This is a genomic window from Pantoea sp. BL1 (assembly GCF_000963985.1).
GTDB lineage: Bacteria > Pseudomonadota > Gammaproteobacteria > Enterobacterales > Enterobacteriaceae > Pantoea > Pantoea rwandensis_B.
Window position 1 is genome coordinate 1 of sequence record NZ_JZRH01000026.1, and the last position, 26,957, is coordinate 26,957.

The following is a 26,957-nucleotide window of genomic DNA, read 5'->3' on the forward strand; positions in this document are numbered from 1 at the left end:
CCAGACTGCGTTATCACCCGCCGCTTAACTGACAAGCCGTAAGCTATTAACCAGGTTTTGTGCTCAACCGTTCTCGTTGGCCAATGCCACCGCATCTTCCCCGGCGGGAATGCGCATCGGTGCGTTGGGATCTGTGGCTGCTTGCCATATCGCGGCAGCGACATCGTCGGCTTTGGTGGTAGGTTGCGGTTGGTGCATGCCCGCCATAATGCCATCCAGCATCGGCTGATAGGCGTCGAGGAAAGTTTCCTCCATGCGCGGCATGGCGTTCTTGCCGAAATCGGTGGTGGGCGCCAGGCCTGGCAACACCAGCCGCACATTAACATTAAACGGCTGCAACTCCAGCGCCAGTGATTCCGTAAACGCGTTGACGGCGGCTTTGCTACCCGTATACACCGCCAGCAAAGGCAGCGATTTCAGCGTCACGGTGGACGTCACGTTGATCACCGTACCGCTGCGTTTGGCGCGGAACTGAGGCAGCACCGCCTGCGTCATGGCGATCGTGCCCAGCGTGTTAGTCTCAAACACTTCGCGTACGGTGGACATCGGCGTGCCTTCCAGTGAAGTCAGCACACCAATCCCGGCGTTGTTCACCAGCACGTCGATTTCGCCTGCGTCCGCGATTGCCCGATTGATGCTTTCTGCATTAGAAACGTCCAGCGGCAATAAACGTAAATTTTCCGAAGCCGGGAATAGCGCCGGGCGAGGATGACGCATAGTGGCAATCACCTTCCAGCCGCGTTCCAGGAAATAGAGCGCGGTGGCGTGTCCGAAGCCAGAAGAACAGCCGGTGATGAGGATCGTTTTCATATTTTACTCCTGCATTGCATTGGGTAGAGGCTCACTATAGAGTCAGTGAGATGGACTCACTACAATGCAAAGTCCACATTTCATTCGCAGGAGTCCATAATGATCGATCCCCTTGCTGAGATAGTGTCACTGCTGCAACCTCAGGCGGCCTTCTCAAAACGTGCACGCGCCAATGGCCGCTGGCGCGTAAATCGCAGTGAAACCGGACAGCCATTTTACTGCCTGGTGTTGGCTGGGCGTAGTCAGTTGAAGATGAAAGGGCATGAACCGATCCCGCTTGAGCAGGGCGATTTTGTCCTGATCCCGGCAGCGTGGGAATTCTGTATGAGCAGTGCCGAGCCACCCGAAGACGATGCACCTGAAACATTGCCGGAAATGCTCAGCCCCGGTGAATTCTGGATCGGCGATCAGCAACAGCCTGCCGAAGTTCAAACGCTGATTGGTTATTGCCAGTTTGGTGCGCCAGATGCGGGATTAATCGTCTCGCTGTTACCCCAATTTATTCATATTCGCGGTGAGTCACGGTTGACCACGCTGGTACAACTGGTGATGGATGAGTGTCGTGCGCAGCGTCCTGCTCGCCATGTGGTACTGGAACGCTTGCTGGAATTGCTGCTGATCGAGGCGCTGCGTTCAATGCCAATCTGTAATGCTTGCCCTGGCGTGATGAGCGGTTTAGCCGACGAACGCCTGGCGGCGGCCATCCGCGACATTCACGCCAACCCTGCGCATCCATGGACTGTGGCGCAATTAGCCAAAGTTTCCGCGTTATCCCGTTCGGCGTTCTTTGTGCGTTTCCGCGCAGCAGTGGGTGTAGCGCCGATGGTCTATCTGCTCACCTGGCGCATGGCTTTGGCCAAAAATTTACTGCGCGGCAAAAATATGGCGGTAGCGGATGTCGCAGAACGCGTCGGCTATCGTTCCGCCAGTGCGTTTAGTGTGGCCTTCACCCGTTATGTGGGGCAACCGCCCGCATGGTTTGCCGCTCAACGGGAAATCTAGCGGAACAGTTTAAGATTACCCGTCAAACCAGTTATTTTCTTTTTGGGGCCAATCAGACCAATTGCAACCAGCTCAATATGGTCACTGTGGGCGCTGGCAATTCGCTCGCCATACTCCTCGTAGGTCTTACAAGACTGCGCCAGCGCACTAAACGGCATGGCGAAGATCTCTGGGTCCGCGTTGCTAGCCTTTTGCAGTTCACGCAGATAGTCACCTTCCGCCAGCAGCACTGGCAGGGGAGCATAAATCACACCGGGATAATTGAATCCATCTTCACTCTGCAAATCCGGGCCGACGATATGATCAACCAACTTGCCAAAGCTGATACCGATGACGCTGGCTGCATTCAGCGCCAGTCCGGTCGGTAACTGGTTGTCGATGATGAGGGTGCAGCGATGTTGGTGAGGATCGAATTGCATGGGTAACTCCGTAAGCGACTGAGATTAAGCGCCATGGTGGCTGAGGCAAAAATTATGCGGCAGGCTGTAAGAAAAGTGCTTGCGGAGTTCATGGAAAAACGCATGAATTAAGGATGAATATTCCTGTTTAACGCTATCAATGGAAAGGATTAACCTTAAATGAGTTTAAGCAAGACAGACATCCAAATACTGGAACATTTGCAGCAGGATGCGCGCGTGACGAATCAGGATCTTGCTGATGCGATTGGGTTGTCGGCATCGCCCACCTGGCGCAAAGTGCGCAAGCTGGAAGAAGACGAGGTGATTCAGAGCTATCGCGCCGTGCTTAACCGGCGCAAGATTGGCCTGAATGTGATGGTGTTCGTGCGGGTCAGCATCGACAGCCATAGCGAGGCCGAAGCACGTAAATTTGAAGCAGAAGTGACCGCGCTGGAAAATGTGGTCTCCTGCTACAGTATTGGCGGCGATGCAGACTTCTTATTGCAGGTGGTATCGGCAGATATGGATGCCTATGCGGACTTTGCGATGTCGGTTATTCGGCGATTGCCGGGAATTAAAGAGATGCAGAGTATGTTTGTGCTGAAGGAAGTGAAAGGGATGACGGGATTTCCTTTATCAATATAGGACATAGGTTAACTGTTGAATTATTTTTTCTTTTTTAATACTAATTTAGGGTGCATAACTGCACCCTATTAATTTTAATATGTCAGTTTTTTAACGAAGTCTGGAAGCAGCATGTGGAAATCATCACGATACATATCCATATCACTCTGAAATCTAGATATGGTTTCACTTACAGTTTTTCTTTTAGATAATCTAGCCTCTGTGGCTGGATCTAATAAATTAGACCTAGTTAAAAGGCGCACTATTACTGGCATCCATAGACCAATAGCATCTTCTCGGTGAACTGAATCAATAAATGCCAATGTGTATTTGTTGGGGATGGCGCGACCTGCTATGATTTCCATCATACTTGATATTGCATTGATGATTAACAACGAAACTCCGGGCCGACTGAGGAAAGCCTGCTTAGCTTGATCTACTACAGGCAAATTGCCATGTCTGAATTGATCTCCATAATGTTTTTTTGTACGAGCAATGGCTTCATTCAAAGTGAATACAAAAACTATGTGACCTTTAGTTATGGAATCATTAAAAGACTTTTTGTAAAGATTATCGTCATCCCAGATATCTTTCTTATTATGATAAGCATTTGTTGGGTGATCATGGAAAGCTATAAGTATTTGAGCTACGGTATCAGTTGGTAATAGTATGCGTTTCTGCTGCGGTGATAAAGATTTACGAAGGCCACCAGTATAAAGTGTATCCTTACTTTTAGCGAATTCCTTTCTCAATCGGTTCTGAATAGGATCGCTAGACCTAAAATCAGATCTTAAAACCTTATTTTGGGAGTTATTAGCTAATGTTATGTCTTGTATTTTATCTTCATTACCTACCTTAATAAATCTAACGCCAATCTTTAAGTCTTTTTTGTTTTACCTTTAATATGAGAAATGCTGCCAGTAGTCTGAGCTCCATTTACAATTGAAATTCCGGTGATTGAATCTAAAACCCCTAGAGAGGGATGACCGGGAATTACTGAAAATGAAAAATCATGAACTAGTGCAGTAACTCCATTGTTATAAACGAAAAAATTACCAGAATCATTTTGAGCCGTCTCTTTAATTCGATCATTAATTGAAAGATCTCTTTTGTTGCTTCCCATGTAGGACCTGACATTTGCACTAAAAAGTCTATCCTCACCATAGTTTTCATAAAGTTCCTTTAGGAACTCCCCAGAAATTGAGGTTGAAAATGACTGCCATTCATCATTGTTTTTTTCAAAAAAGCCAGGTAACTCATTCGTCTTAATGACATCTGATATCAATATCGGACTATGTTGCGAATTATAAAGCTCATCAAGCGAATTTAGGCCTATTTGCCTTGAGTCTACTATAATGTTATTTCCTGGATAATCATTTTTAAGTTTTGAAATTACCGACATTCCAGTTGCCTTAAGAGGCCTTTCACATTCATCTGTCTCTGGGCAGTTATGCAAAAACCAAATATTCAAACGCTCTATAGCGCCGTCTTTTAGTGCTTCTCTTGCTTCGGCGACTTGAGTTCTGATTCTTGCAGGTATGGATGCGAGGTCAGCAGAAAAAAGTGCAGTTTCTGCATAAGCCGTCTCTTGAGCTTTAGTTGGTTTTGCACCCTGAGAGCGAAATAAAGGAGATTGAAATGATTGTATTAAATAGATTCTCTTTCCATCACGGTCTACGTAAAGAATATCAATATTTTCGTCATCACCGCCTTCAGTAATAATATCAGGGGCAATCAGGTTTACATCATCTAATTCGCCGTGTAATTCTAAAGCATATAGAGCAGAGTTTAGGTTTCCATGTTCCTTAAGGTCATCTCTCTGCTGAAGGGCAACCCAATAAGGACTATCATTTAATGCTGTGTATTCCATAACATATTCTTGTTTAAAATTAGTTTGGCTTGATGCGAATGGTGAGAAATACATCAAGGAAGAGTTGTGATCGCACTAGAGAAATATAGTTGTTTGTTTGTTATTTTAATGCAAGATTTTTTTATTCTCATGCGACATTCAATATATTTTAAATGCCCTTGAGTTTAAAAAAGTCAGTTATTTTTTAATAAGTCAAATTTATGGGGGGGGTGCAGGGTTGTGAGTGTCTTAACTCATGACGTTTTTTTGTGCTTTCTAATCTAAACGATGAACAATGCCAAAGGAGTGATTTCATGGGTTTGTTCTTTATGATTTAATGAACCTATCCTTTCGCCCCAAGGTCGATTTTTAAATTTGAACATTTCTGTCATTTTCTTAAATCTTATGTTTCAGTGATATCCCTACAAATTTGAACTGTATTAAGCAAGGTGCAACAGAGCGGAAACCTTACATGTTTCGATGGAGCAGGGGAGAGTCTGCGAGGTGGCGTGGCGAACACGCGCAGTAACACACGCATTAAACTGTAGGCAGCAGACGGGTGCAGCTCAAGTAGTTTCGACAGTGACACGGGCTCGCACTACGGCACCTGGCTACAAATGAAATGAACAGTCCCACTGTTCGCGAGGCCACGCTTGTATCCTATGACGACTAAAACCAGACGATTGGCCGCTTAGGCGCACGTCTTTCGCGCGGCTGGCAAGATGCCAGCCAGAATTAGTACACGCCTTATATTACTATCAAGCTAGAGGTGGTACGGTGAAGGCGAAAATAGGCTCTTTGAATGCAGACAACAGCCTTTGGTTCGAAAGCGGTCGGTTCGGCCAGGTGTTGGATTTGGGCATTGGGGGAAAGGCGAGTTTGCAGCATGATCTTTCGCTATACGCTGAAGCGGATTACCGCTAAGAAATCGATGGTAACGGTGTGAAGGGATGGCGATACAACGCGGTGGTGAGGTGGGTGTTTTAATTTTTCTCGTTGTGTGAATAGTAGGAAGCCACTTGGCAGTTTAATTTCACTCTTCATCACCGGAACCGACTAAGAGCAAACTTCATTATCAGATGCTAAGTAATTTCAACTACTAAATATGGCAGTCAAGTTTTAATCAAAAATGACGATGAGGTCATTGGGATTGAAAATGTAAAAAGCATCTACGATAAGAGATGTAAACATCATCATTGCTTAGTAAGTGCTAATCCGATCTGGATAATCTGGATGCAATGACCGAAAAGGAAAAGTCTATGTGGAAAGCTTCAATTGTTTGTTCAGTTATTGGATTTATCCAAGGCGTAATTATGGTTTGGGCGGCTGATAGTGCACCTCAGCAAGCCGCTGGGGCTGCGATGGGACTTGCATGGGCTGTGATCCCCTATTGCATCTGCCGTGCAATTCAGCAACTTAAACCACGCGAAGTTATCATCAAAACCAATGAAATAAAGAGCTAAGTAATTAATATTTTAACTTCATGGAAGTAATTTTCAGGAATTTGCATGAAATATTTAGTCTTGATAATTGCATTGGCATCTTTAACTGAAGTTGCACATGCTCGTGGTTATGGTTATCACTCGCCATCGTCAACGAGTACATACCGTTATACTGCGCCAAAATCATCAGGGTATGGGACTGGCAGCAGTCCCTATCATGAGCGAGTTAATGGATATCAGAAACATGACGGCACTTATGTTCAGCCGCACATGAGAACGCAAGGAAATTCAACGCAATACGACAATTTTAATACCCGTGGTAACTATACTCCTTACACCGGGAAGTACGGTTCTAAAACGCCGAAATATTGATTCGGATGCTGAGTAAAGTGTGAAATATAGCATTAACAATGAGTTTAAGAGTCAAATCGTCTCCTAAAAAATGGCAGCCAAATGGCTGCCATTTTTAATTACGCCTCTAGCCCCGCATTATGCATGCCACGGCGGAGCGTGAAGTTCACGCCCATCGTCAGAAACGGATCTGGCGGATTCCACTCAGGCTTCGGCAATGACAGCAGGTAATCAATCGTATCGTTGCGTTTCCCCGCCAGCCAGTCGGCCAGCATGGTGCCCATGGCGGTGCATCGTACGGTGCCAAGGCCATTACAACCCAGCGCGCCATATACGTTCTTGCGCAGTTCGCCGAACAGGCTGGAACCGTTGCGCGTCATGCCTAAACCACCGCCCCAGGTGTGTTCGAAAGGCACATCTTTTAGCGTCGGATAGCGACGTTCAAATGACTGACGATGGGTGTGGCGATACTTCTCGGTGTAGCCCGGCTTGTGGCGCCCATCTTCGTTGAAGCTGAAGCTGTTGCGAATCAGGATGCGATTGTCATGGGTACGACGTGAAGTGGTGCCGAACGGATCCGCTGGAATGATGCCCCAGAAATCTTCCCCGCCAATGCTGTCCTGCTCGGATTTGGTCAACGGACGGGTCAGGCTGCCGTAGGTAAAGATAGGGAAAATGGTACGCGGGCCGAAGCCAAAATGGGTACCAAAGGCATTATTGCCCAGAATCAGCTTATCGGCAGTGATGCGGCCGGTCGCGTGATGCAGCACGATCTGCGGTTCATACTCAATCGCAGTGATGGCGGTATCTTCATACAGCGTCACGTTTTCTGGCAGACTGTCTGCCAGACCTTTCACCAGTCCTGAAGGCTGAACCAGAATGGTGCCCGGCGTGTAGAGCGCTTTGCGGTAGAAGCTGGTGCCGAAAATGTCTTTCAGCGCACCGCCTTCAATGATTTTGCATTTTTCACCCAAGGCCTCAAGGCCACCACGATAGGCATCCAGTACCGCGATTCCGCTGTCTTCAACGGCTGCCTGGTACTTACCGGAGTGGCGCATGTGCGCGTCGGTAATATTATGCTCTTCCACCAGGTCCTTAAGGATGCGCTGGCAGGTCTGATTCAGATTGAGGATATTGCGGGCAACGGTTTTATCGCCAATGTAATCCGGTGCACTGATGTCATGCGGCACGTCGATCAGGAAGCCCGCGTTCCGCCCAGAAGTGCCAAAACCAACCTGCTGTGCTTCGACCAAAATCACCTGATCGTTAGGGAAGTTCAGCGCTAGACGACGCGCTGCCGCCAGACCGGCAAAACCGCCGCCAATCACCACCCATGGCGCTTTGGCATCACCGACCAGCGCAGGCTTGGGAATACGCTTTTGACTGGTGTGGAACCAACCCGGCGTGGGATCATCGGAAGGCAATGCATCAATCCGAAGTAGCGAATCTGGATCCTTTGGCAGATTGTCTGTTAACAGCGTTGCGCTACCGCCAGCGGCAATGACTCCGGCACCGATTCCTGTGCCCACCAACAATTTCCTTCTGGAAATACCCATGTAAAAAAGACTCCTCGATGCAGATAAAATGTTCTAAAAATTGACTGCGCTATCCGAATTCGGGCCAGACAGCGACGTTACGCATTGCTAAGAAATGTGTGCCTTATGTTTCTAGGTATATTTCATGTATACATGATGTATACAGATTATTTCTATTTGTAAAATATGTGACAACCCTGTTTTGTGTAGGTCTTAAGAAGGTGGTTTGGTTGAAACTTGATCAATTGAGTGTTTCAGACCCTTTTTCAAACAGATTGGCACCCAGGGGATTGAAGTCATTAGGTAAGAGATTGAGCTGCAGCAAATAGCCAACGCCAGCGTGAAATGAGTGGCGTTGGGGGGATTTGGAAGGAAAGATGAAGACAGAATTGAAGAAAACAAGAGCGGGATTACTAAGCTACAACTTCAGAGCAGAAGCCAATTAGCTGGCATCAAAAATGACATACAGTTTGCGCATCGTGTTTTCAATGACCCAGGTCCCTTCAGTATTGGCTTCGAAGAAAAAGGAATCACCCGGTTTAAAATTCAGGGTTGCTTCGCCATCAGGGGTAAATGAACCTGTGCCGTTAAGAAAATGCATAATTTCAGCCTGTTTAACTGAGCGACGATAGGAACCTGCTGCACATTCAAATATACCGGTATCGATATCTTCTTTACCGGGAATCACTTTCTGGATACCGGAAAGCGCAATAGTGCCACTGCCCGGTAAGCCTTCTACGCTGCCCCAGGGTTCCATTGTTTCAATTAAGGCCGGCTGTTCAATTTTTTGCACTTTCATCAGTTCTTTTTCCTGTAAGCAGTGACAAATAGCACCCACCACAATGGCAAAGTGCATTGGGGAATAAACTCAATTTAGATTAAGGGATTGCAGTAAAACCTGAGGGGACTTATTGCCGTGCAAATAACATATTTGAATGATTATTCGCACGGCTTTGGCAGAAACTTTTGGATGACCGGGATACATCATGCTGCTGGTGTGTGGGCGACCTTCCTATCGCCCCGGTCACTCACCTGAGTCGGTTCCTGCAGATCGCCTGCCTGCACCTTGCATAAATGAGGGCATCATCGCTCAACTGAGCGTTTGGCAGCATGAACAGGATTGCGCCACGGTATTGCCTAAGACACGACGCAGGAAATCTTGCGTGCGCGCTTCTTGCGGTCGCAACAGGAGGTTGTCAGCGGGACCTTGTTCTACAATCTGTCCGCTGTGCAGGAAGCAGACGCGATCGGCCACTTCACGAGCGAACTGCATCTCATGGGTGACCACGATCATGGTCATCCCTTCACGGGCGAGATTGCGCATGACCTGCAGCACTTCACCCACTAATTCGGGATCAAGTGCGGAGGTGGGCTCATCAAATAAAATCGCTTTGGGCTGTAGGGCCAGCGTGCGGGCAATCGCCACGCGCTGTTGCTGTCCGCCGGATAACTGGGCTGGCCATGCGTTGATTTTCTCAGCCAGGCCCACCATTGCCAGTAAGTCTTTGGCGCGCTTTTCCGCTACGTTGCGGGATTCACCGTTGACGTGAATCGGACCCTCCATCACGTTTTCCAGCACGCTGCGATGCGGGAAAAGATTGAAACGCTGAAATACCATGCCAATCTGACGCCGCAGATCGTTAATGCTCTTATGCTTATTGTTGACGCGCTGGCCGAGCACGGTAATGTCGCCGCCTTCATAAGTTTCAAGGCCATTGATGCAACGCAGAATGGTTGATTTACCTGAACCCGAAGGGCCAATCAGGCAAACCACTTCGCCTTCGCTGACCTTGAAACTCACGCCTTTCAGCACCTCAATGGGGCCGAATTTTTTGTGTACTTCATGAATTTCAATCATCTCAAGCCCCTTTAATCTGACGTTTTTCCAGCTTTTTGGTGAGTGCCAGCAGCGGCAGGCAAAGCACCAGATATAACAGCGCCACCAGCGTATACACCGTGGTGTTATCAAATGTCGAGGCGGCAATCAGTTGGCCCTGACGTGTCATTTCCGTCACCGCAATGGTCGAAGCCAGCGCAGAGTCCTTGAGCATCATCACGAGCGTATTGCTGAACGGGGGTAAGGCAACATGGAAAGCCTGAGGCAGCACCACGCGGCGCATGGCTTTGCCATAACTCATGCCCATTGATCGCGCGGCTTCAAGCTGCCCGCGATCAACCGATTCAATGCCGGACCGAAATATTTCAGCGATATAAGTGGAAAAGCAAAAGGCGATACCAATGACACTGGCCTGAAACGAAGTGAGGGTGATGCCAATATCCGGGAAGACAAAGTAGATATAAAACAGCACCACAATCATCGGCAGACCACGCGTGATGTTAATGATGGTGGCGATCGGCCATGAAATGATTTTCCACGGACACATTTTGGCTGCGGCAAAAATCAACCCCAATGGCGTACTGATTATCAGAGACAAAAGGGTGATATAGATCGTCATTTCAGCCCCTTTCAATAAAAAGGGCAGATACTGGTGGATGCTGCTCCAGTCCATTTTGTTCTCCTGGCTTGTAGTGTCACCCTAAAATCAGGCGATAAATTCATTATAATGAATATCGTTGATAGCAAATCGCTGTCAATCATTACTCTCATGACAGAGATAGCATTTACTTATTACGCTCATACGAACAAGCTATAGGTGTGATATTTAGTGAAATCAAAGGCTTTATTGTTATTTTGTGAGTTGGCGCATTTTCATTAAATAAATCGTTGACAGCAGGTGTTCAATTTTCATTATAGTGAAAAAGAGCGTTATCCCTTTCATTGCACCCAGGAGTGAGTCATGTCTGCTATTCGTTCCCCGTTGATGATCCTCGGCCTTACGGCTGCGTTGAGTTTCAATGCCAGTGCAGCGGTGTTAACCGCGGGTTCACCGCCATCGAGTGCACCCACTACCTTTCTCAACACCCAAACGGGCAAGATTGAGGGTTTTATGCCGGATGTGGCCGCAGAAGTGGCTAAACGTGAGCATTTGGACATCCAATACAGCGCAATCCCTTTTTCCACGCTGATACAATCTGTTATCGCCGGAAAGATTGACATGATAGTGGCGGGAATGACGCCGACTGAAGAGCGCGCAAAACGCATTACGTTCTCACAACCGGTGACGGCTTTTGGCGCGGGATTGATCGTGCGGGATGACAATAAAAAAGCCTATAACTCCTGGCAGGATCTTAAGGGTGAAGTGGTGGGCACCATGGCCGGTACCGATTATACCCAAAGCCTGATGGCCAGCGGCATTGCGAAAGAAGTGAAGGTCTACGACAGCCCTGCGGATATGACGCGAGATTTGTCACTGGGTCGCGTGGCGGCCGGATTAAATGACTATCCGATATTAAAAGCGCAGGAAAAAGCGGGTGGACTAAAAGGCATGCATGTCGTGGACGGCTATAAACCGGAGCATGTTTCCCCAATGGCGTTTGGCGTGAAGAAAGGCAACGATGCGTTAATGGCGCAGATCAACAGCGCGTTAACCAGCATGAAAGAGGATGGCACGTTGCAGACGATTAAAACCAAATGGGGCATGCCCTGATTGATGACACCCTTAAGCTCAGCTGACATGGATGCGAATGGAATTCAGCAGATGAAAAAAGAATCGAGCATGAAAGGGGAATTCGGCGCACAGGAAGCGGATATCGGCTCCCGCGTAAAACGTGTGCGCAAGGCGCGGAATATGACCATCACTGAGCTGGCGCTGCTGGCGAATGTTTCCGCTGGCGCGATCAGTCAGATTGAACGCAATTTGACGAATCCGACGGTGCGTGTGCTGGAACAACTGCGTCTGGTCTTAAAAGTCCCCCTTTCGGCCTTTCTGGAAGAGGCCGAAGCTCACACTCATGGTGCTGAGCATTATGTCCGGCGCGCCGCGGAACGCCCGCACTTTAACGTGGGTAAACAGGGAATTTCAAAACAGATGCTTTCCCCCTCGGGCGACCATGATTTGCAGTTTATGTTTATCAATATCCCGGCAGGCGTGCAGTCCGCTGAGATGTTAATGGGGAAGGGGGAAAAAGCAGGCTTAGTGATGGCGGGTGAACTCACGCTGGAGATTGACGGTGACACCGTGCTTTTGACACCCGGTGACAGTTTTCAATTCCAGAGCCATCTACCGCACAACATTTTTAACCGGACGTCCAGTGACGCCACTGTGTTGTGGATCATGCATATTTCCTCTGAGCAACATTTATAAAGGTCAGGATTGAACATCATGCGCATCAACGTGAATACCGTAGCAGACAGTGAAACTTTCCCCAGCGCGGTGGATGTCATCGTCATCGGCGGCGGGATTATCGGCACTTCCGTCAGTTATGAACTGGCAAAGCAGGGCGTTTCCGTGGCGCTGTTTGAAAAAGGCGTGATTGGCGGTGAGCAGTCGGGACGCAACTGGGGCTGGGTCCGCCAGCAGAATCGCGATCTGTATGAGCTGCCGATGGCGATACGCAGTTTGCAGCGTTGGGAAGCGTTGAGCGGTGAAATCGGACTCGATCTTGGCTTTAGCCGCCAGGGAATCACCTACGGCACGCTAAGTGAAGCAGATGTGGCGCGCTGGGAAGCCTGGGGCAAGCAGGCCAGGCAGATCGGTTTCGTTAGCCATCTTATGACGGCGCAAGAGACGCGCGATCGGATTGGTGATGATACGCCTTGGGTGGGCGGCGTGTGGTCCCCGAGTGATGCGCGTGCAGAGCCCTCAATGGCGGCTCCGGCAATCGCAACAGGTGCGAAAAATCTGGGTGCTTCGGTGCATCAGAACTGTGCGGTGCGCGGGCTGGATATCAGCGGTGGCCGAGTGACCGGCGTGTGGACAGAGCGTGGATTAGTGAAAGCCAATCGGGTGATTTGCTGTGGTGGGGCCTGGAGTTCGCGTTTCTGCAAGCAGTACGGTATCGAATTGCCTGCCGCGAATATTTTAGGTTCGGCGTTTAAAACCACGGCTGCGCCCGAAGTCATTAAGGGCAGTCTCAGTGCGGGTGGCTTGTGCATTCGCCGCCGCCAGGATGGTAGCTACACCGTCGCGCTTTCCGGACGTGGCCAGATTGATTTGGCGCCACAAAATATCCGTTATGCCACCAAGTTCTACCCGATGTTTCGCAGCAAAATTGCTAAAAAGCTCAAGATGCGTATTAACGGATCCTTCTTTAACGGCCCCGAGGCGGCAGGTTCCTGGTCCAACCAGGGGCTCTCCCCATTTGAGAAAATCCGTGTATTAGACCCGGCAGCGGACAATGCAATTGTGCAGGAAGCGATGTTGATGCTGGTTAAACTCTATCCTCAACTCAAAGGGATCAAGGTCGATCATGCGTGGGGTGGCTGGATCGATACCACGCCAGATCTGGTGCCCGTGATTGATGAGATAGATACATTACCGGGCCTGTTTATTGCCTCTGGCTTCAGTGGTCACGGGTTCGGCATCGGTCCTGGGGCGGGCTTATTGTGTGCACAGATGGTGAATAATCAACCGCTGTTTACGGATGCTGAACCTTATAGTCTGGCGCGCTTTGCCAAAGGCAATGCGATTCGCGAACCGCAGATGATGTAAAAGCCTGACAGATACTGATCGATCGCGGCATCGGTGATGCCATGCGCGGTTAAAAGTGAAAGGCGGCCTTCAGGCCGCCTGGTCATCGCTAATGGGTGAACACCTAAACATCCAGTCGATGAATGACATTCACAAATTCATGCACACCACTGTTTATTTCACGCAGGCTGCGCGATAGCACGCTGATTTTATCTTGCTCAGTCACCACGAACTGTTTCACTTCGCTTAACTGCTGCTCCATCTGATGAATCAGCATGGCGTTGTGCTCCACGACCTGAGTAATCTTTTTAGTTGCGCTGGAGGTGGACGCCGCCAGACGCCGCACTTCATCCGCTACCACACTAAATCCACGCCCCGCTTCACCTGCGCGCGCGGCTTCAATCGCGGCATTTAACGCCAGGATATTGGTTTGTGAGGCAATCAGATTGATGGTTTCCACCACTTCGTTGATGCTTTTGGCCGAGGCATTTAACTGTGTGCCAATATCGGTTGCGGCATTGACCTGCACGGCCACCAGACCGGAGTTGCGGATGGTTTCATCCAGCACTTCGTTGGCGTTATCGGTTATTTGCGAAGTTTGTTCTGAGGTGGTGAGGGCAATATCAGCGACCCGTTTTGCCGCTTCAACCCGCGTGGTGATATCGGAAGCAATTTTGATCACCTTGTACACTTTGCCGTCGGCATCAAACACCGGATTGTAGCTCGCCTCCAGCCAGATACGTTCGCCTGCGGCGGTCTTCCGCTCAAAGCGCCCGACAAAGTGTTGTCCCTTAGCGATTTTTCGCCAGAACTCGGGATTCTCACGATAAAAGTTATCGAAACAGAACAAGCGATGATGCTGACCGACAATCGTTTTCAGCTCGTAACCCATGTGTGTCAGGAAGTTCGCGTTGGCTGTCAGAATATGCCCATCGGGGGTGAATTCAATGACGGCCATGGAGCGGTCGAGTGCGGTGATCACCGCCTCTTTATGCTCGAGTTCTTCATGGCGGGCAGTAATATCACTGGCGACTTTAATCACCTTATAGACTTTGCCCTTGTCATCGCTCACCGGGAAGTACGTTGCGCTCAGGTAGAAACGTTGGCGTTGTTTATTAAAGCGCTCAAAGATGCCGGTGACGGATTCACCTGAGGCCAGCGTCTGCCAAAAAGCAAAGTACTCCGATGACTGGCTGTAAGCCGGACTGCAGAAAATGCGATGATGTTGTCCCTGAATTTCATGCAGGTTGTAGCCGGTTACCTCAAGAAATTGCGGGTTGGCGCTGAGGATTTCACCGCTGGGCGAAAACTCAATCCATGCCACATGTTGTTTGATTGCATTGATATCTTTGAGTACATCGCCACTTTTATAAAATGGCAGAGAAAGGCTGGATTTCTTCACCCCAAACATGTGTGACCTCAGGCGATATTATGTCATTAAACATAATGCGTGCAGCTTTTGCCGCTCCGCTGAATTTCCTCAGCTGAACACTTCTCTTGCGATGTGCTTCTCTGCGCGTACGCAGGCTGGGTGTATTGAGTTTTAGTTGCCTGATGTTGTGGTAAACGGACCGGTTACGGTCCGCTTTGATAAAGGTAGCTTAATCATCGGCGCGGTTTCCAGAACATTTAACTAGAATGCATGAAAAAGCGTTTCACTTGCCAGACTGCGGATAAGCAAGGGTTTTCAACCGATCATTTGGTGGTCGCGAGACGATAATGCCAATCACACCCCCCGCGATCAGGGCCAGCGCCACCACCAGTAAACCTGAATGATAGCTATGGGTCATATCCTTGAGTTTTCCCAATACGGGTGGCAATCCCAAACCGACAAAGTTGGCGACCGTATTGATAAAGGCGATAGAGGCGGCGGCCGCCACGCCCGCGAGTTTTTCGGTCGTGACCGCCCAGAAAATCGGCGTCAGCGCAAAGTTGAAACCCACAGTCAGTACCAGCAGCAGATAGGCCACCCAAAGATTTGTCGTAAAGATCGCTGTGGCCAATGCCAGCCCAGAAAGAATCAATGGCAAGCCTAAATGCCAACTGCGCTCGCGTGTTCTGTCGGAATGACGGCCGTTCAGATACATGAATAAGCACGCCATGATGAAAGGTACCGCCGAGAGCAGGCTGATAACGAAATCGCTCTGTTCTGCCGCCATGCTTTTGATAATCAGCGGCATAAACAGGGTGATGCCAATGGATCCAAATGCCTGCAGAAACCACACCAGGCTTAGCAGCAGTACCGTTTTATCTTTCAGCGCACTTAACCAGGAATGATTCTTTCCGATCGCCACGTCAGCATTGTCTTGCTGCAGACGGTCACGCAGCCAGGATTTTTGTTGCGAGTTTAACCACGGAGCCTGCTCAGGCGAGTCGGGCAGGCGCCATAACACCAGGCAACCGAGAATCAGCGCGGGAATGCCTTCCAAAGCAAACAACCAACGCCAACCCGCAATATCTGCGATTCCATGCATGTTTAATATCGCACCCGAGACCGGCAAACCAATAATGGATGCGCTGACCGAACCCATGTAGAAAAACGACATGGCACGAGCGCGATTGCTTTTGGGAAACCAGCATGCAATGTAATAAATAATACCAGGTGCAAAACCCGCCTCGGCCATACCTAATAAAAAACGCATCACATAGAGTTGATTGGCGGTGTGCACCAGTGCCATGCCGGTGCTGACGATGCCCCAGGTGATCATAATGCGCGCTATCCAGCGACGCGCGCCCACTTTGGTCATGATCACATTGCTGGGAATTTCGAAAAGAATATAAGAGATATAAAACATCCCGACGCCCAGGCCATACATGCTGGTGGTGAGACCGAGATCGGCATTCATCTGAAGTGCCGCGATAGAGATATTGGTCTTATCGAGATTGGCAACGAAATAACAGATAACGATAAAAGGGATAATTTTACTGTTCAATTGTTTAAGGGTAGAGGTATATAAATCGTTGCTCATCATAACGACCTCGTCATCGGTTTAGCCTTTTTCAGGCAGCAGCCATACTGCCCGCCAGGCATGCAGGTAAATAAGATGGAATGATTATTTTTATTGTTGGTATGAATAAAAACTGGCGCAGAATTAAATAATGATGTCGAAATCATTGTAGTACAGTGAAAATGGATTGTACTACAATATAGATCACAAAATGAGAGGAAAGGTTAACTCCGACCAACAGGTTTTTTCCGCGCCACACCCATGTATGGCGCGAATAAAAACAGGTTAATGCAACTGTTGCGCAATCGCGCTATACATCAGCGCTGCTTCGAGTGGCTGTGCGCTGAATGAAGGCTCAGCCTGAGGCCAGGTTGACCACTGCACGATCACCAGGTTTTCTGCCCGGTTAACCATAATGATTTGACCATAAATGCCCAGAGCCCATAGCGAATGTTTCAACCCCTCTGCCGCAGTGGGCACGACATTTTGTGCATTGGCTGGGATAGCATTATTCCACCATTGATAGCCGTAAATACCCTCCGGATGAGCCGCACTGACAGAGTGTTGCGCCTGAGTCCAGGTTGATGCGTCATTCACCCAATTGTCAGGCAGGATCTGCTTGCCATTGGGCAGGCGGCCTTCGTTTAGGATAAATTCACCAAAGCGACCCCAATCTTCCAGCGTGGCGTTGAAACCGTGTGCACCCACATCATGCTGGCCTGATTGGTAAGCATGCCAGACGCCATCACTGGCCATGCCATTGGGTTGCCATACGGTTTGCTGCAGATAAGCAGCCAGAGACATGCCTGTTGCCCGTTCCAGCACATCCCCTAATAACCATGCGCCTCCGGAAGAATAGGACCACTGTTCACCCGCAGGATGCGCGCGCTTCAAATGAGTGACGATATTACGCACACAGGCATAGGTGCCAGCTTGTGCTTCGCACTGAGTCAACTGCGCAAAGTCAGATTTCGGGTTGGTGTAATCCTCATTCCATGCCACGCCGGAAGTGTGCTGGATGAGTTGTTTAAGGGTTACGCCATCCCAGGCGGTTCCCCTCAGTTCGGGTTCATACACGGTAATGTTGTCATCCAGTGAATGAATTTTTCCCTGCTTAATGGCAATGCCCACCAGCGTCGACACCACCGATTTACCCACCGAACGCGAGGTCCACAGTGTGGTGTCCGTATTACCTTCGGCAAAGTATTTGTAGGCGACTTTGCCGTTTTTCAGCACCAGCATGCCCGCGACATTTTCACGTTTTAAGTAATCAGCGAGGTGATAGCTGTGGCCATTGGCCTGATACTGCGCATCGATCAACGCGTTGCTGGCAAGCGCCAGGGGCTTTGCCTGCCCATGATGAAACACATCTCCTGCATAATTTCGGTAATCATTCCGGAAACCGACAACACGATCTTTTTGACTCCAGTTCAGCATCTGGTGGGGGTCAGGTAACTGATGATCAAAGGGTGCAGGACAGGGCGTGAGCGCGACACCGTCGCACTGTGTCGCGGCAGTGGCATAGCTACTTACCGCCAATGAGAGAGAAAACAGCAGGGGTTTAAAAACGTTGTGTCGTTGCATAAAAGTGCCTTCGTCGTACAGTAAACAGTGCGGCGAGTATAGAAATCTGTGTGCCGGGGTTAAAATCATCCCATGGGGGAAATTCCCCCGGAAAAATGGTTAAAGGATTGTCTATGAACGCGCTGCACTACTCTTTTTCGCAAATTGAAGCCTTCGCCGCGATAGCGGAATGCGGCACCGTCTCCCGTGCGGCAGAAAAACTGGGGAAAGATCGCACCACGGTGCGCGATCTTATCGATTACCTGGAAGATGCTCTGGGCTACGCATTGTTTGAGCGTGAGGGGCGCAAATTGGTGCTGACTTCCCGTGGTGAGCAATTACATCGTCAGGCACATTTACTGGTGCGTCAGGCTCATGCATTTGAAGCCTTCGCCCGGGCCTTGCCTGAGCCGCGCACGCAACAAATCACCCTGGCGTATGACCCTTTTGTTCCGCAGCCATTTTTACAGGCATTGATACGTGAGTGCAGCAGAGCGCAGGTGCGGTTAAGTCTTTGGTGCGCTTCGCGTTTCGAAGCTGAGGACGCCTTAAAATCGGGCAAGGCCGATCTGGCGATTTGTCAGGCGGTAAATCGCACACTGGGTAATGAAATGGAGTGGAGTGCGTTAGGTGCCATTGAACTGAACTTCTATGCGGCGAGTGCATTGTTTAGCCATCAAGCTTCACCTCTGACATTGCTGAACCTCGCGCTAGAACCGCAACTGGTGATGCATGCGCATGCCGATGAACAAATCACGCACCGTCTGCAAATTTCGGGGCAGTCACTGTTTGTCAACGAGCGAGCCATGCTGCAATCCCTGATGGAGCAGGGGCAAGGTTGGGGTTTTTTACCCACTCATTTTCAGGCGCAGAAATGGCATCAGGTGCAAATTCTTCCCACCGAGGTGGGCCATCAGGGACTTCATATCACCCTGGTTGCACTGTGGGCGCCGGGAGCGAGAAAGCATCAAGTCGTCAATGATGTGCTGCTTCATCTGCAACAGCTGTGGCTGCAGCAGCATACCGAATAATTTTCACGTTGTTGTTTACCATCAATCATTTACTGATTCCCTATCCAGATATGTGACGCAAATTTTGCGGATGTCGCATCCTTGCCCGGCAAACCCATAACTCTGGATCAGACACTCCTTCATGAGAGGTGTGCGTTGTTGTGAACGAAGTTAAATTCTTAAAAATGCCCCCCATCTTATGTGTACAAACTGGTAATACCTTCCCTGATTGTCTACACCTTAAACGTCCTTGTTATCTCTTTAGCTTCTTTTGCATCTTTGATGCGACCTTGCTGGCTTGCGTAGCTGCGATGTTATTGCGCAAGACAGACCTTTGAATCGCCAGACTTTTTCTGTCTGGCTCATCACGGAGTAGATGATGATAAAACGTCAATCCGCACTCTCCCTTGTCGCGATAGCGACCTTAAGTACTTTGATGGCAACACCCTACGCTAAGGCGTGGGACAGCTTAACCGTCTTTGGCGATAGCCTGAGCGACGGTGGCAATATTGGGCGTTTTACCGCCGACGGCGCGCAGCATCCGCTCTACGATGAAATTTTGGCTGCGCACCTGGGCGAAAATCTGCAGCCTTCAACGTTGGGTGGCAGCAACTATGCACAAGGTGGTGCTGTGGCGGTACCTGCACTGGATCCTGATTTGAATACGCAGGATCAGTTGGCGGCTTATCTGCAATCTACGGGAGGACGCGCTGACAGCAACGGCTTGTATATTCACTGGGTCGGCGCGAACGACATTGCCGCCGCCGTCACCAATCCGCTGACCGCACGTGAAACCATCAGCAACAGTGCAATTTCTGCGGCTTCTCAGGTCAAAACACTACTGGATGCGGGGGCCGGTGCGGTTATCGTGCCGAACGTTCCGCAATTGGGGCTGACGCCCTACATGGTGCAACTCGTGTTGCGAACGTTTGGAACATCAGCCATGGTCGCGGCTTTTCAGTCGCTCGATAGCGCGGCCACACCGGATGTTGCCGCCCGTCAACAGGCGGTGAAGGATGCCTTCACCGTCGCCGCCGGACAAATTTCGGGCATCCCCGCAGTGCGTGATGCGCTGGCTCAGCAGCTTTACGACGCCTGGCAAACGCTCAGCACTCAGGTCACTGCACTCTCTGATGGATACAACCAGCAGGAAGAAGCGCAGCTGGCCGCGTTGAAGGGCAATATCGTCCGGGTGGATATCGCTGGACTGTTTAGCGAGGTGGTCGCCAACCCGGGACGTTATGGTTTGACCAACACCATCGGTATTGCCTGTCCGGTAGGCACCTCAGCAGATGAATGCCACTCTTCTGATGCCGGTTTTAGCACCGCACAAGATTATCTGTTTGCCGATCGCCTGCATCCCAGTCCGGCAGTCCACGCCATGCTGGCGGATTATATTCAGTCTATCCTCGATGCCCCGGCGCAGGTGGCGGCTCTGTCGCAATCCACGACGCTGATGGCGCAAGACATGCACAATACGCTGGATGGGCATTTGCAACAGCAGCGACAGCAACCGGCCAGCGCGGGTCAGTTCACGGTGTTTGGCGGTTACGCAGGGCAACACGTCGATTATCAAGGTGATGCCTGGAGCAACGGTGATGCAAACACAACTAATCTCACGTTGGGTATCGGCTATCAGCTGACCGATAACTGGCAAACCGGTTTGCTGTTCTCAAACAGCAATCAGCGCATGAATCCTTCCTCAAACTATGACTATAAGCTGCGCGGTAATCTGGTGGCACTCTACAGTCAGCTTACTTTGTTCGATCAAGGATGGATCAACGCCGATCTCCACTATGCCGATCTCGATTTCGATAGTATTGAGCGCAACATCAACATCGGCCCAGCCACTCGGACTGAACAAGGCAGCAGCAGCGGTAAATTAATGGGCATGCGGGTACAAACCGGCTGGGATTTACCTCTGGGAGCACATATCACCACGGGCCCGGTTGCCAGCTATGCGCTGGATTATGGTCGCGTGGGTGGCTATCAGGAAAATGGCAATAGCAGTACCTCTATGCGCTTCTCTGATCAAACGCTTCATTCGCAGATCGGTTCAGTCGGCTGGCGTATTGATAGCCGGGAGTGGGTGATCAATCCCTGGGCGCAGGTGAGCTATAACCATCAGTTTGGTGACACGGATGCCACCGTACGCGCGGGTTTGAAATCCACCCAAACCTCGTTTGAACGCACGGTGGAAGCGGGAGATAAAAACTGGCTGGATTTGGCAGTCGGGGCTAACGTGCCGTTAGGTGACACCTTCAATGCGTTTGCGGGTGTTTCAACCGTAGCCAGTAACAGCGATTACCATCAGGTCACCTGGAATCTGGGGGTTAACGCGACGTTTTGATCAGCTGCGCCAGCAAGAAAGCCTTTGCTGGCGCAAGGGTTTCTTTACTGATGCTGCACTAATAAGCGAATTAATCAGTAAGTGGCTTAAGGTATCACGCAGAATATGCCCCAGGAGATGATGTTTTTGCTACCGACTCAAGCCATAAATGGACTGCGATTATTCTGTAAAATTCGGCGTTGCCGCTGCGCTTTGTTCCATCAATCATCATCTTGATTCGTCATCTGTTATTGGCGGCTACTGAATTCCTCTGATTAAGCTGGTCCACATCAACATATTAACTATCAGCTACTTATACTCCATGGGAGCAGTTATTTTCTCTTAATATTTAAGGGGTCCACCATGGTAAATACGTCCAATAACACCTCACCGCAAAATGCCGTCAACGCCTCAACCGGTACCGTTGTGCAGTTAAAAACCATTGATGAATTACGGGCTACTGAACCTACATCCGCCGGGGAAATCGCTTCGGTGCTGGAGTACACCAAAGGCAGCAAAATGGGCGGGGGGGTGTTTGTTTATGACGCCACTGATAGCACCAGTGAAGATGATGGCGGAATTGTTTTTATCACTGCCGGCAAAAAGCGCTGGAAGCGTGTCATACAGGATTACAGCACGGTCACTGTGCTGGATTTTGGTGCGATTGCCGATGGCAAGACCGATTGTATTGCAGCCGTAAAACGCATGTATACCTGGTCGCAGCGCGTGCTGCCCGCAGCCGGCATCCGCTTTACGGCTGGGGTGTTTAGCATGTCCACTTTTGACATCTCAAAAACAGAAATTAACCGTTTTAAAGTCTCGGGTGCCAACGTCAATTTCGGTTACTTCCCGACGACTACGTTGGTATTTAACTGGGATACCCAGCCCAGAGGACTTCATTTTTTTAAAGTGAATGCGCGCTATGCCGAGATATCGGGGATTGTGGTGAAAGGCATGAGCTCTAATAGCGGCGGAGACGGCGGTACCGCATTCAATAAAGTCGGTTTTTACGCCAACATTATTACCGGCGGGCAGTTTCTACGCGTGAGCAGTATGGAGTTTCGCTATCTGGGCGGGCGAGCGTTGGATCTTATTGATACGCTGGATTGTAAGATTGATCAGTTTTATTCCAGAGGGTGTCAGGACAGCATTGTGTATGCGCGCTGGTCTGACCGTGAAGCAGGTGCCTGGGACCACAGTACGGCCATTGAATTATCCAACTTCAATTTGCAAGAAAATACCCTAAAGCCAGTTTTGGATTTACCGCGCTGCACCCAATCTTTTATTCGTAACGGCTGGATTGAACATTCAGAATTTGCCGGAGATTTAACCAATGGACAGTGGGTGATTGAGGGACTGGCGATTGAATCGACGACTAACCCGCTAAAATTAGGTTATTGTCGCGCGTTGATCATTCAAAAAAGTATTCATAATCGAAGCGCCGGGTTTGATTACAGCACCACAGGTATTGAACCCTGGTCACTGCTGGCGGAAGGTGATCGCGGGCTGATGGAAATATCGGATTGGGGGGCCATCATTCAGGGATCGTTAAACTACGATTACATTACCTCTCAACACCACATGGATAACCGCACTGATAAAGAGAAATGGTTTTATATTGGCGAATTTAATTTCTCCGATGAAGGCACGCAGATTCACGTACGTGTGGTGGGCACATCGCAAATATTATCGCAAAGCGCCACGCAAACTCAGCACTCGGGACGAACCCCGGAAGGGGTGGCCAATATTTACCTTCAGGCGCGCAACAGTGCCAATACCATTGGCAGCTGGTTTGGCGAAGGCTCATGCCCGGTGACCAAAGTGCACATTGAAGGTGGTGCCACTCGCACTAAGCTTTACGTTAAATTGGCGCAATTCACCGGTTTTGCCACCGCGCAGGTGGAAACGAACGGCAAGGATCGGTACAAGGCGGGATTATGTTTTATCTTCCGTAAAAGCTATACCGCCTGCTCTGAAGCCGATGCGAAAAAGTTCGATGCAGCCCCTGTGGTGGCTTTCGAACAGCACTGGATTGGCAATGAAAAGGTGGGGATCGGCTACAACAACGACCAGGAGTTGCTGTTAAATGGAACGGTTATCACTGGTCAGCCTGAAGAGTACGAACCGGGAAAATGGCGTACCCGGCGTTATTTGAAAGTCCGGGTGAATGGCAACGAATGGAGTATTCCTTTAAATAGTGCAACAGAGCCGTATATCTGAAGAGAAGCCAGCAACGTCCGTTGCTGGCGTATTTTTCATCAAAGCATGTTGGATGAGATATACCGAAATAGTCGGAAGTGAGTTGCGCTAATATCAACTTCCCCAACGGCTGCGTAAATAATTTACCGCCTGCTGTGTTTGCGGTTGATTGAGGTAGTTTTCGCGGAACAGAATAGTGCCGTTAATTTGTGGTACGGAGTCATTGAGGTCGAGCTGTTTTTTCAGTTCCGGTACACCGCCATTAATGGTCCAGTCTGGTTCCATTTTGGAGGTTTCGCCGACTTTATACAGCGCCACACCGATATAGAGCTTGGTATGCGTGGGTTTCACCACGTTGGCCCACCAGTTAGCGAGCACATCGTAACGTGCAGCCTGGCGCGAAAATGGCCAGTAAATCTGCGGCGCGATGTAATCCAGCAGGCCCATCTGCACCCATTTACGGGTATCCGCGTAGGCTTCATCGTAAGCCGCCGCGCCGCGCGTGTCTGATCCCGCAGGATCGTGTGACAGGTTGCGCCAAACGCCGGCAGGGCTGACACCAAATTCGACATGCGGTTTTAGCTGTTTAATGGTGCGAGACACTTGCTCAATCAGCTGTTGAGTATTGTGGCGTCGCCAGTCCGCTTTTGAGGCATAACCCTGACCATACTGGCGAAATGTCGCGCTGTCATTCAGCGTTGAGCCGGGCGATTCCGCGTAGAAATAGTCATCAAACTGCACGCCATCAATATCGTAATGCGCAACGACCTCCGCCACGATGCTGGTGATCCAGTCACTGGCATCGGGAATACCCGGATCTAACACAAAGCGGTCACCGGCGGTGCGAATCCAGTCTCGATGGAGCACAAAAACGCTGGCTGGATGCAGGGAGAGTGTGCTGTTGAGTTCTGCCACCGTTGAGGGTTTCACGTTGGTGGAAACGCGATAAGGGTTAAACCACGCATGCACTTTGATACCGCGTTTGTGCGCTTCATCCAGCATAAACTGTAGCGGATCGTAACCGGGATCTTCCCCAATTTTTCCGGTCATCATATCTGACCAGGGCAAAATTTTAGAACGCCACAGCGCCGTGCCGTCCGGTTTCACCTGGAAAAAGACGGTATTAATGCCGAGACTTTTGAGTTTATCCAGCTTATCGGTCAGCGCCTTTTGTTGCTGGGTGATGCGATTTGCCGGGCTGGCATTCACTGAGGCTATGGGGGGCCAGTCAAGACGCGACACCGTGGTGAGCCACACACCACGCACCGGTTCTGCGCTGACAGTGGGCTGAACAGGATGCGGTTTCGGCGTCACTGTCGGGAATGGGGTGACCAGTGATTTAGGCGGCTCGGAACTGCAGCTGGCTAAAAGCAGTGCAGCCAATAGCGTGGCCATTTTTTTCACGGGAGTCATACGGGGAAAACGCGCGGAACAGGCTATGATAAACTCCATTTTTTTCAATTTACTGTTCGAAGAGCCTCATTCTCTTCTCATCAGCTTTAAAGTCAATAAGAGCCCTCGGTAACGTTGTTATGCCATTCAGGACCAACGCTGCCCACGGATCTCACTAAAAACAGGAATACACTGCCATGACATATGAAGACCTTTACCGCCGCATCGCGATGATTGTTTTCAGCTGTGGACCGCAAGGTGCGCGCGAATTAATCGTAAAAGCTGAACTGTTTGCCGATGACGAGGGCGGTGAATACCAGTTCGATTATCTGGATGAAAACGGCGAGCCAGACTGGTTTGAACCGGATGCACAGGCGATTGGCGATTTAACTGGAGCATTGAAAGATTTCCAACACTACTTCGTTGAGCACGATATGACCGACGGCAAGCCGGTGTGGAATAAATGCGTTGTGGTGATTAACGTGCCGGAAGAGTCGATCAGTATCGATGTGCAATATGAGTAAGACTTCCGGGCATCCTTGCCCGGAAATCTCTGGCGTTATGAACGCACTGCCACTAACGCCTTGCGCTCGCGCAAAGCGCGTTTACGATGCACGATGCGGCTGGTGATCAACACAGATAAGGTGAGTAAACCGGTGGCGATGATTTCTGAGCGATGCGCCGGCATAAACAACATTGAGATCAGTACACCCACGATAAACACCATGGTCGCCCAGGTTAAGCCTGGGAACAGCCACATGCGATAACTTAAGGTCTCACCCCGCGCCTCGCGCTTTTTGCGCAACACCAGATGCGAAGCCGCTATCACCAGATAAACCAGCAACGCAATAGCCCCTGAACTGGCCAGCAGGAACTCAAATACCGCTGCGGGTGCCAGATAATTGGCAATCACCGCGAGAAATGCAGCGGCAGTTGAGGCGATGACTGCAACCCAGGGGGTACCGCTGCGTGTGGTTTTTGATGCTGCGGCAGGGGCATCCTGACGACGGGAAAGCGAATACAGCATGCGAGAAGCCGTATAGAGCGCAGAGTTAAGACAGCTGCACACCGCGATCAACACCACCACATCGACGATTTGACGTGCGTAAGGAATATTCATCATCTCCATTGCCGTTTGATACGAACCGGCTTTCATCAGCGATGGGGTATTCCACGGCACCAGTGCAATCACGATGAATATCGACAGCAGGTAAAACAACGCAATACGCCAGATGACGGAGTTGGTGGCCTGCGTAATCTGCTTTTTCGGTTCACGTGATTCCGCTGCCGCGATGGTGACGATTTCCGTTCCCATAAAGGAGAACATGGTGGTCAGTATGGCGGCCAGTACGGCACCGATACCGTTTGGCATAAAGCCGTGCGTGTCATAGAGGTGAGAAATGCCTTGTGTGCTGCTACCCGGCATCAGGCCAAAGATAGCCAGACTGCCGACAATCAGGAAGGCGACAATGGCGACCACTTTCAACAAAGCAAACCAGAATTCGAACTCACCGTAATTTTTTACGCTGAACAGGTTGCTGACCGTCAGGAACGTGGTGATCGCCAGAGTATATTCCCACACGGCAATCTGCGGGAACCAACTGTGCAATATTGTGCCAGCAGCATTGGCCTCAAGCGGAATGACCAACACCCAAAACCACCAGTAGAGCCAGCCAATGGTGAATCCAGCCCAGCGCCCCAGTGATTTATCTGCATAGGTGGAGAAAGAGCCGGAGTCCGGTGAGGCAACGGCCATTTCCGCTAACATGCGCATAATCAGCACCACTAGCGCACCGGCTGCGATGTAGGCCAGTAACACGGCGGGCCCCGCTTCAGCGATGGCGTGACCGGAACCGACAAACAGACCGGCACCAATCACCCCGGCAATGGATAACATGCGGACATGACGCGGCTTTAAGCCTTGCGCGAGCGCATCGGCATTCTGTGAACTCATTGTTTTCTCCAGATTGTCTC

At 50.1% G+C, this 26,957-nt stretch carries 24 protein-coding genes; 11 read left to right on the forward strand and 13 right to left on the reverse strand.

The features are described from left to right. Positions 1–63 precede the first annotated feature (63 nt). A complete protein-coding gene (locus VH86_RS13420; RefSeq protein ID WP_045833152.1) occupies positions 64–810 on the reverse strand; it encodes an SDR family oxidoreductase in 747 nt (248 codons plus the stop codon). 99 nt (positions 811–909) lie between these two features. Here VH86_RS13420 and VH86_RS13425 point away from each other — a divergent pair, with 99 nt between their 5' ends. After that, complete coding sequence (locus VH86_RS13425) at positions 910–1,812, forward strand: AraC family transcriptional regulator (RefSeq protein WP_045833153.1); 903 nt, start codon at positions 910–912, stop codon at positions 1,810–1,812. On the opposite strand, the gene VH86_RS13430 is transcribed toward VH86_RS13425, so the two are convergent. Further along, entirely contained in the window at positions 1,809–2,231 is a 423-nt protein-coding gene (locus tag VH86_RS13430) for a DUF2000 domain-containing protein (RefSeq protein WP_045815390.1), read from the reverse strand. The two genes, VH86_RS13425 and VH86_RS13430, sit on opposite strands and share 4 nt — an antisense overlap. A gap of 159 nt (positions 2,232–2,390) precedes the next feature. Between VH86_RS13430 and VH86_RS13435 the strand changes: the two genes are divergently transcribed. Next, positions 2,391–2,855, forward strand: coding sequence for an Lrp/AsnC family transcriptional regulator (locus VH86_RS13435; RefSeq protein WP_045833154.1), 465 nt, complete (start codon positions 2,391–2,393; stop codon positions 2,853–2,855). 74 nt (positions 2,856–2,929) lie between these two features. On the opposite strand, the gene VH86_RS25110 is transcribed toward VH86_RS13435, so the two are convergent. Together VH86_RS25110 and VH86_RS26285 are read right to left on the reverse strand one after the other, a co-directional pair. Then, on the reverse strand, positions 2,930–3,709 hold the full coding sequence (locus VH86_RS25110; RefSeq protein ID WP_082082860.1) for an AIPR family protein: 780 nt from the start codon (positions 3,707–3,709) through the stop codon (positions 2,930–2,932). A 2-nt stretch (positions 3,710–3,711) separates the two neighbouring features. After that, the gene (locus VH86_RS26285; protein ID WP_045833157.1) at positions 3,712–4,704 is read right to left on the reverse strand and encodes an AIPR family protein; all 993 of its coding nucleotides are present in this window, start codon (positions 4,702–4,704) and stop codon (positions 3,712–3,714) included. A gap of 1,217 nt (positions 4,705–5,921) precedes the next feature. Here VH86_RS26285 and VH86_RS13455 point away from each other — a divergent pair. Both VH86_RS13455 and VH86_RS25115 read left to right on the forward strand, forming a co-directional pair. Beyond that, positions 5,922–6,146 carry a hypothetical protein gene (locus VH86_RS13455; protein ID WP_045833158.1) on the forward strand — a complete coding sequence of 75 codons (225 nt, stop codon included), beginning with the start codon at positions 5,922–5,924 and terminating at the stop codon, positions 6,144–6,146. A gap of 45 nt (positions 6,147–6,191) precedes the next feature. Then, positions 6,192–6,497: a hypothetical protein gene (locus VH86_RS25115; protein WP_072050610.1), complete on the forward strand. Its 306-nt coding sequence runs from the start codon at positions 6,192–6,194 to the stop codon at positions 6,495–6,497. A 98-nt stretch (positions 6,498–6,595) separates the two neighbouring features. On the opposite strand, the gene VH86_RS13460 is transcribed toward VH86_RS25115, so the two are convergent. The 4 genes from VH86_RS13460 to VH86_RS13475 all read right to left on the reverse strand — a co-directional run bounded on the left by VH86_RS13460 (position 6,596) and on the right by VH86_RS13475 (position 10,521). After that, positions 6,596–8,005: an NAD(P)/FAD-dependent oxidoreductase gene (locus tag VH86_RS13460; RefSeq protein ID WP_369800332.1), complete on the reverse strand. Its 1,410-nt coding sequence runs from the start codon at positions 8,003–8,005 to the stop codon at positions 6,596–6,598. A gap of 448 nt (positions 8,006–8,453) precedes the next feature. Then, positions 8,454–8,810 carry a cupin domain-containing protein gene (locus VH86_RS13465; RefSeq protein ID WP_045815471.1) on the reverse strand — a complete coding sequence of 119 codons (357 nt, stop codon included), beginning with the start codon at positions 8,808–8,810 and terminating at the stop codon, positions 8,454–8,456. A gap of 291 nt (positions 8,811–9,101) precedes the next feature. Next, positions 9,102–9,869 (reverse strand): amino acid ABC transporter ATP-binding protein, encoded by a 768-nt coding sequence (locus VH86_RS13470; RefSeq protein WP_045833159.1) that lies wholly within the window; start codon positions 9,867–9,869, stop codon positions 9,102–9,104. Between the two features lies 1 nt (position 9,870). Further along, positions 9,871–10,521, reverse strand: a complete 651-nt coding sequence (locus VH86_RS13475; protein ID WP_045815369.1) for an amino acid ABC transporter permease — start codon at positions 10,519–10,521, stop codon at positions 9,871–9,873. Positions 10,522–10,809: 288 nt separating this feature from the next. Between VH86_RS13475 and VH86_RS13480 the strand changes: the two genes are divergently transcribed. Genes VH86_RS13480 through VH86_RS13490 form a run of 3 tightly spaced genes read left to right on the forward strand, consistent with a single transcriptional unit; the run spans position 10,810 to position 13,563 of the window. Beyond that, the gene (locus VH86_RS13480) at positions 10,810–11,559 is read left to right on the forward strand and encodes a transporter substrate-binding domain-containing protein (protein ID WP_045833160.1); all 750 of its coding nucleotides are present in this window, start codon (positions 10,810–10,812) and stop codon (positions 11,557–11,559) included. A gap of 51 nt (positions 11,560–11,610) precedes the next feature. Then, positions 11,611–12,216 (forward strand): helix-turn-helix domain-containing protein, encoded by a 606-nt coding sequence (locus tag VH86_RS13485; protein ID WP_045833161.1) that lies wholly within the window; start codon positions 11,611–11,613, stop codon positions 12,214–12,216. Between the two features lie 18 nt (positions 12,217–12,234). Then, positions 12,235–13,563 carry an FAD-binding oxidoreductase gene (locus VH86_RS13490; RefSeq protein WP_045833162.1) on the forward strand — a complete coding sequence of 443 codons (1,329 nt, stop codon included), beginning with the start codon at positions 12,235–12,237 and terminating at the stop codon, positions 13,561–13,563. A gap of 103 nt (positions 13,564–13,666) precedes the next feature. On the opposite strand, the gene VH86_RS13495 is transcribed toward VH86_RS13490, so the two are convergent. From VH86_RS13495 to VH86_RS13505, 3 genes are all read right to left on the reverse strand, one after another. After that, positions 13,667–14,953 (reverse strand): PAS domain-containing methyl-accepting chemotaxis protein, encoded by a 1,287-nt coding sequence (locus VH86_RS13495; protein ID WP_045833163.1) that lies wholly within the window; start codon positions 14,951–14,953, stop codon positions 13,667–13,669. Positions 14,954–15,197: 244 nt separating this feature from the next. Further along, entirely contained in the window at positions 15,198–16,511 is a 1,314-nt protein-coding gene (locus tag VH86_RS13500; protein ID WP_045833187.1) for an MFS transporter, read from the reverse strand. A 264-nt stretch (positions 16,512–16,775) separates the two neighbouring features. Next, a complete protein-coding gene (locus VH86_RS13505) occupies positions 16,776–18,074 on the reverse strand; it encodes a serine hydrolase (protein WP_045833164.1) in 1,299 nt (432 codons plus the stop codon). A gap of 113 nt (positions 18,075–18,187) precedes the next feature. On the opposite strand from VH86_RS13505, the gene VH86_RS13510 reads away from it, so the two are divergent. The 3 genes from VH86_RS13510 to VH86_RS13520 all read left to right on the forward strand — a co-directional run bounded on the left by VH86_RS13510 (position 18,188) and on the right by VH86_RS13520 (position 23,612). Further along, positions 18,188–19,084: a LysR family transcriptional regulator gene (locus VH86_RS13510; RefSeq protein ID WP_045833165.1), complete on the forward strand. Its 897-nt coding sequence runs from the start codon at positions 18,188–18,190 to the stop codon at positions 19,082–19,084. A 358-nt stretch (positions 19,085–19,442) separates the two neighbouring features. After that, complete coding sequence (locus VH86_RS13515; protein WP_052696613.1) at positions 19,443–21,413, forward strand: autotransporter domain-containing esterase; 1,971 nt, start codon at positions 19,443–19,445, stop codon at positions 21,411–21,413. A 342-nt stretch (positions 21,414–21,755) separates the two neighbouring features. Further along, complete coding sequence (locus tag VH86_RS13520; RefSeq protein WP_045833167.1) at positions 21,756–23,612, forward strand: hypothetical protein; 1,857 nt, start codon at positions 21,756–21,758, stop codon at positions 23,610–23,612. 93 nt (positions 23,613–23,705) lie between these two features. On the opposite strand, the gene VH86_RS13525 is transcribed toward VH86_RS13520, so the two are convergent. Next, positions 23,706–25,043 (reverse strand): glycoside hydrolase family 10 protein, encoded by a 1,338-nt coding sequence (locus VH86_RS13525; RefSeq protein ID WP_045833168.1) that lies wholly within the window; start codon positions 25,041–25,043, stop codon positions 23,706–23,708. Between the two features lie 137 nt (positions 25,044–25,180). On the opposite strand from VH86_RS13525, the gene VH86_RS13530 reads away from it, so the two are divergent. Then, the gene (locus VH86_RS13530) at positions 25,181–25,507 is read left to right on the forward strand and encodes a hypothetical protein (protein ID WP_045833169.1); all 327 of its coding nucleotides are present in this window, start codon (positions 25,181–25,183) and stop codon (positions 25,505–25,507) included. Positions 25,508–25,542: 35 nt separating this feature from the next. Here VH86_RS13530 and gabP read toward each other — a convergent pair whose 3' ends face one another. Continuing rightward, positions 25,543–26,937: a GABA permease gene (gene gabP / locus VH86_RS13535; RefSeq protein WP_045833170.1), complete on the reverse strand. Its 1,395-nt coding sequence runs from the start codon at positions 26,935–26,937 to the stop codon at positions 25,543–25,545. Positions 26,938–26,957 lie beyond the last annotated feature (20 nt).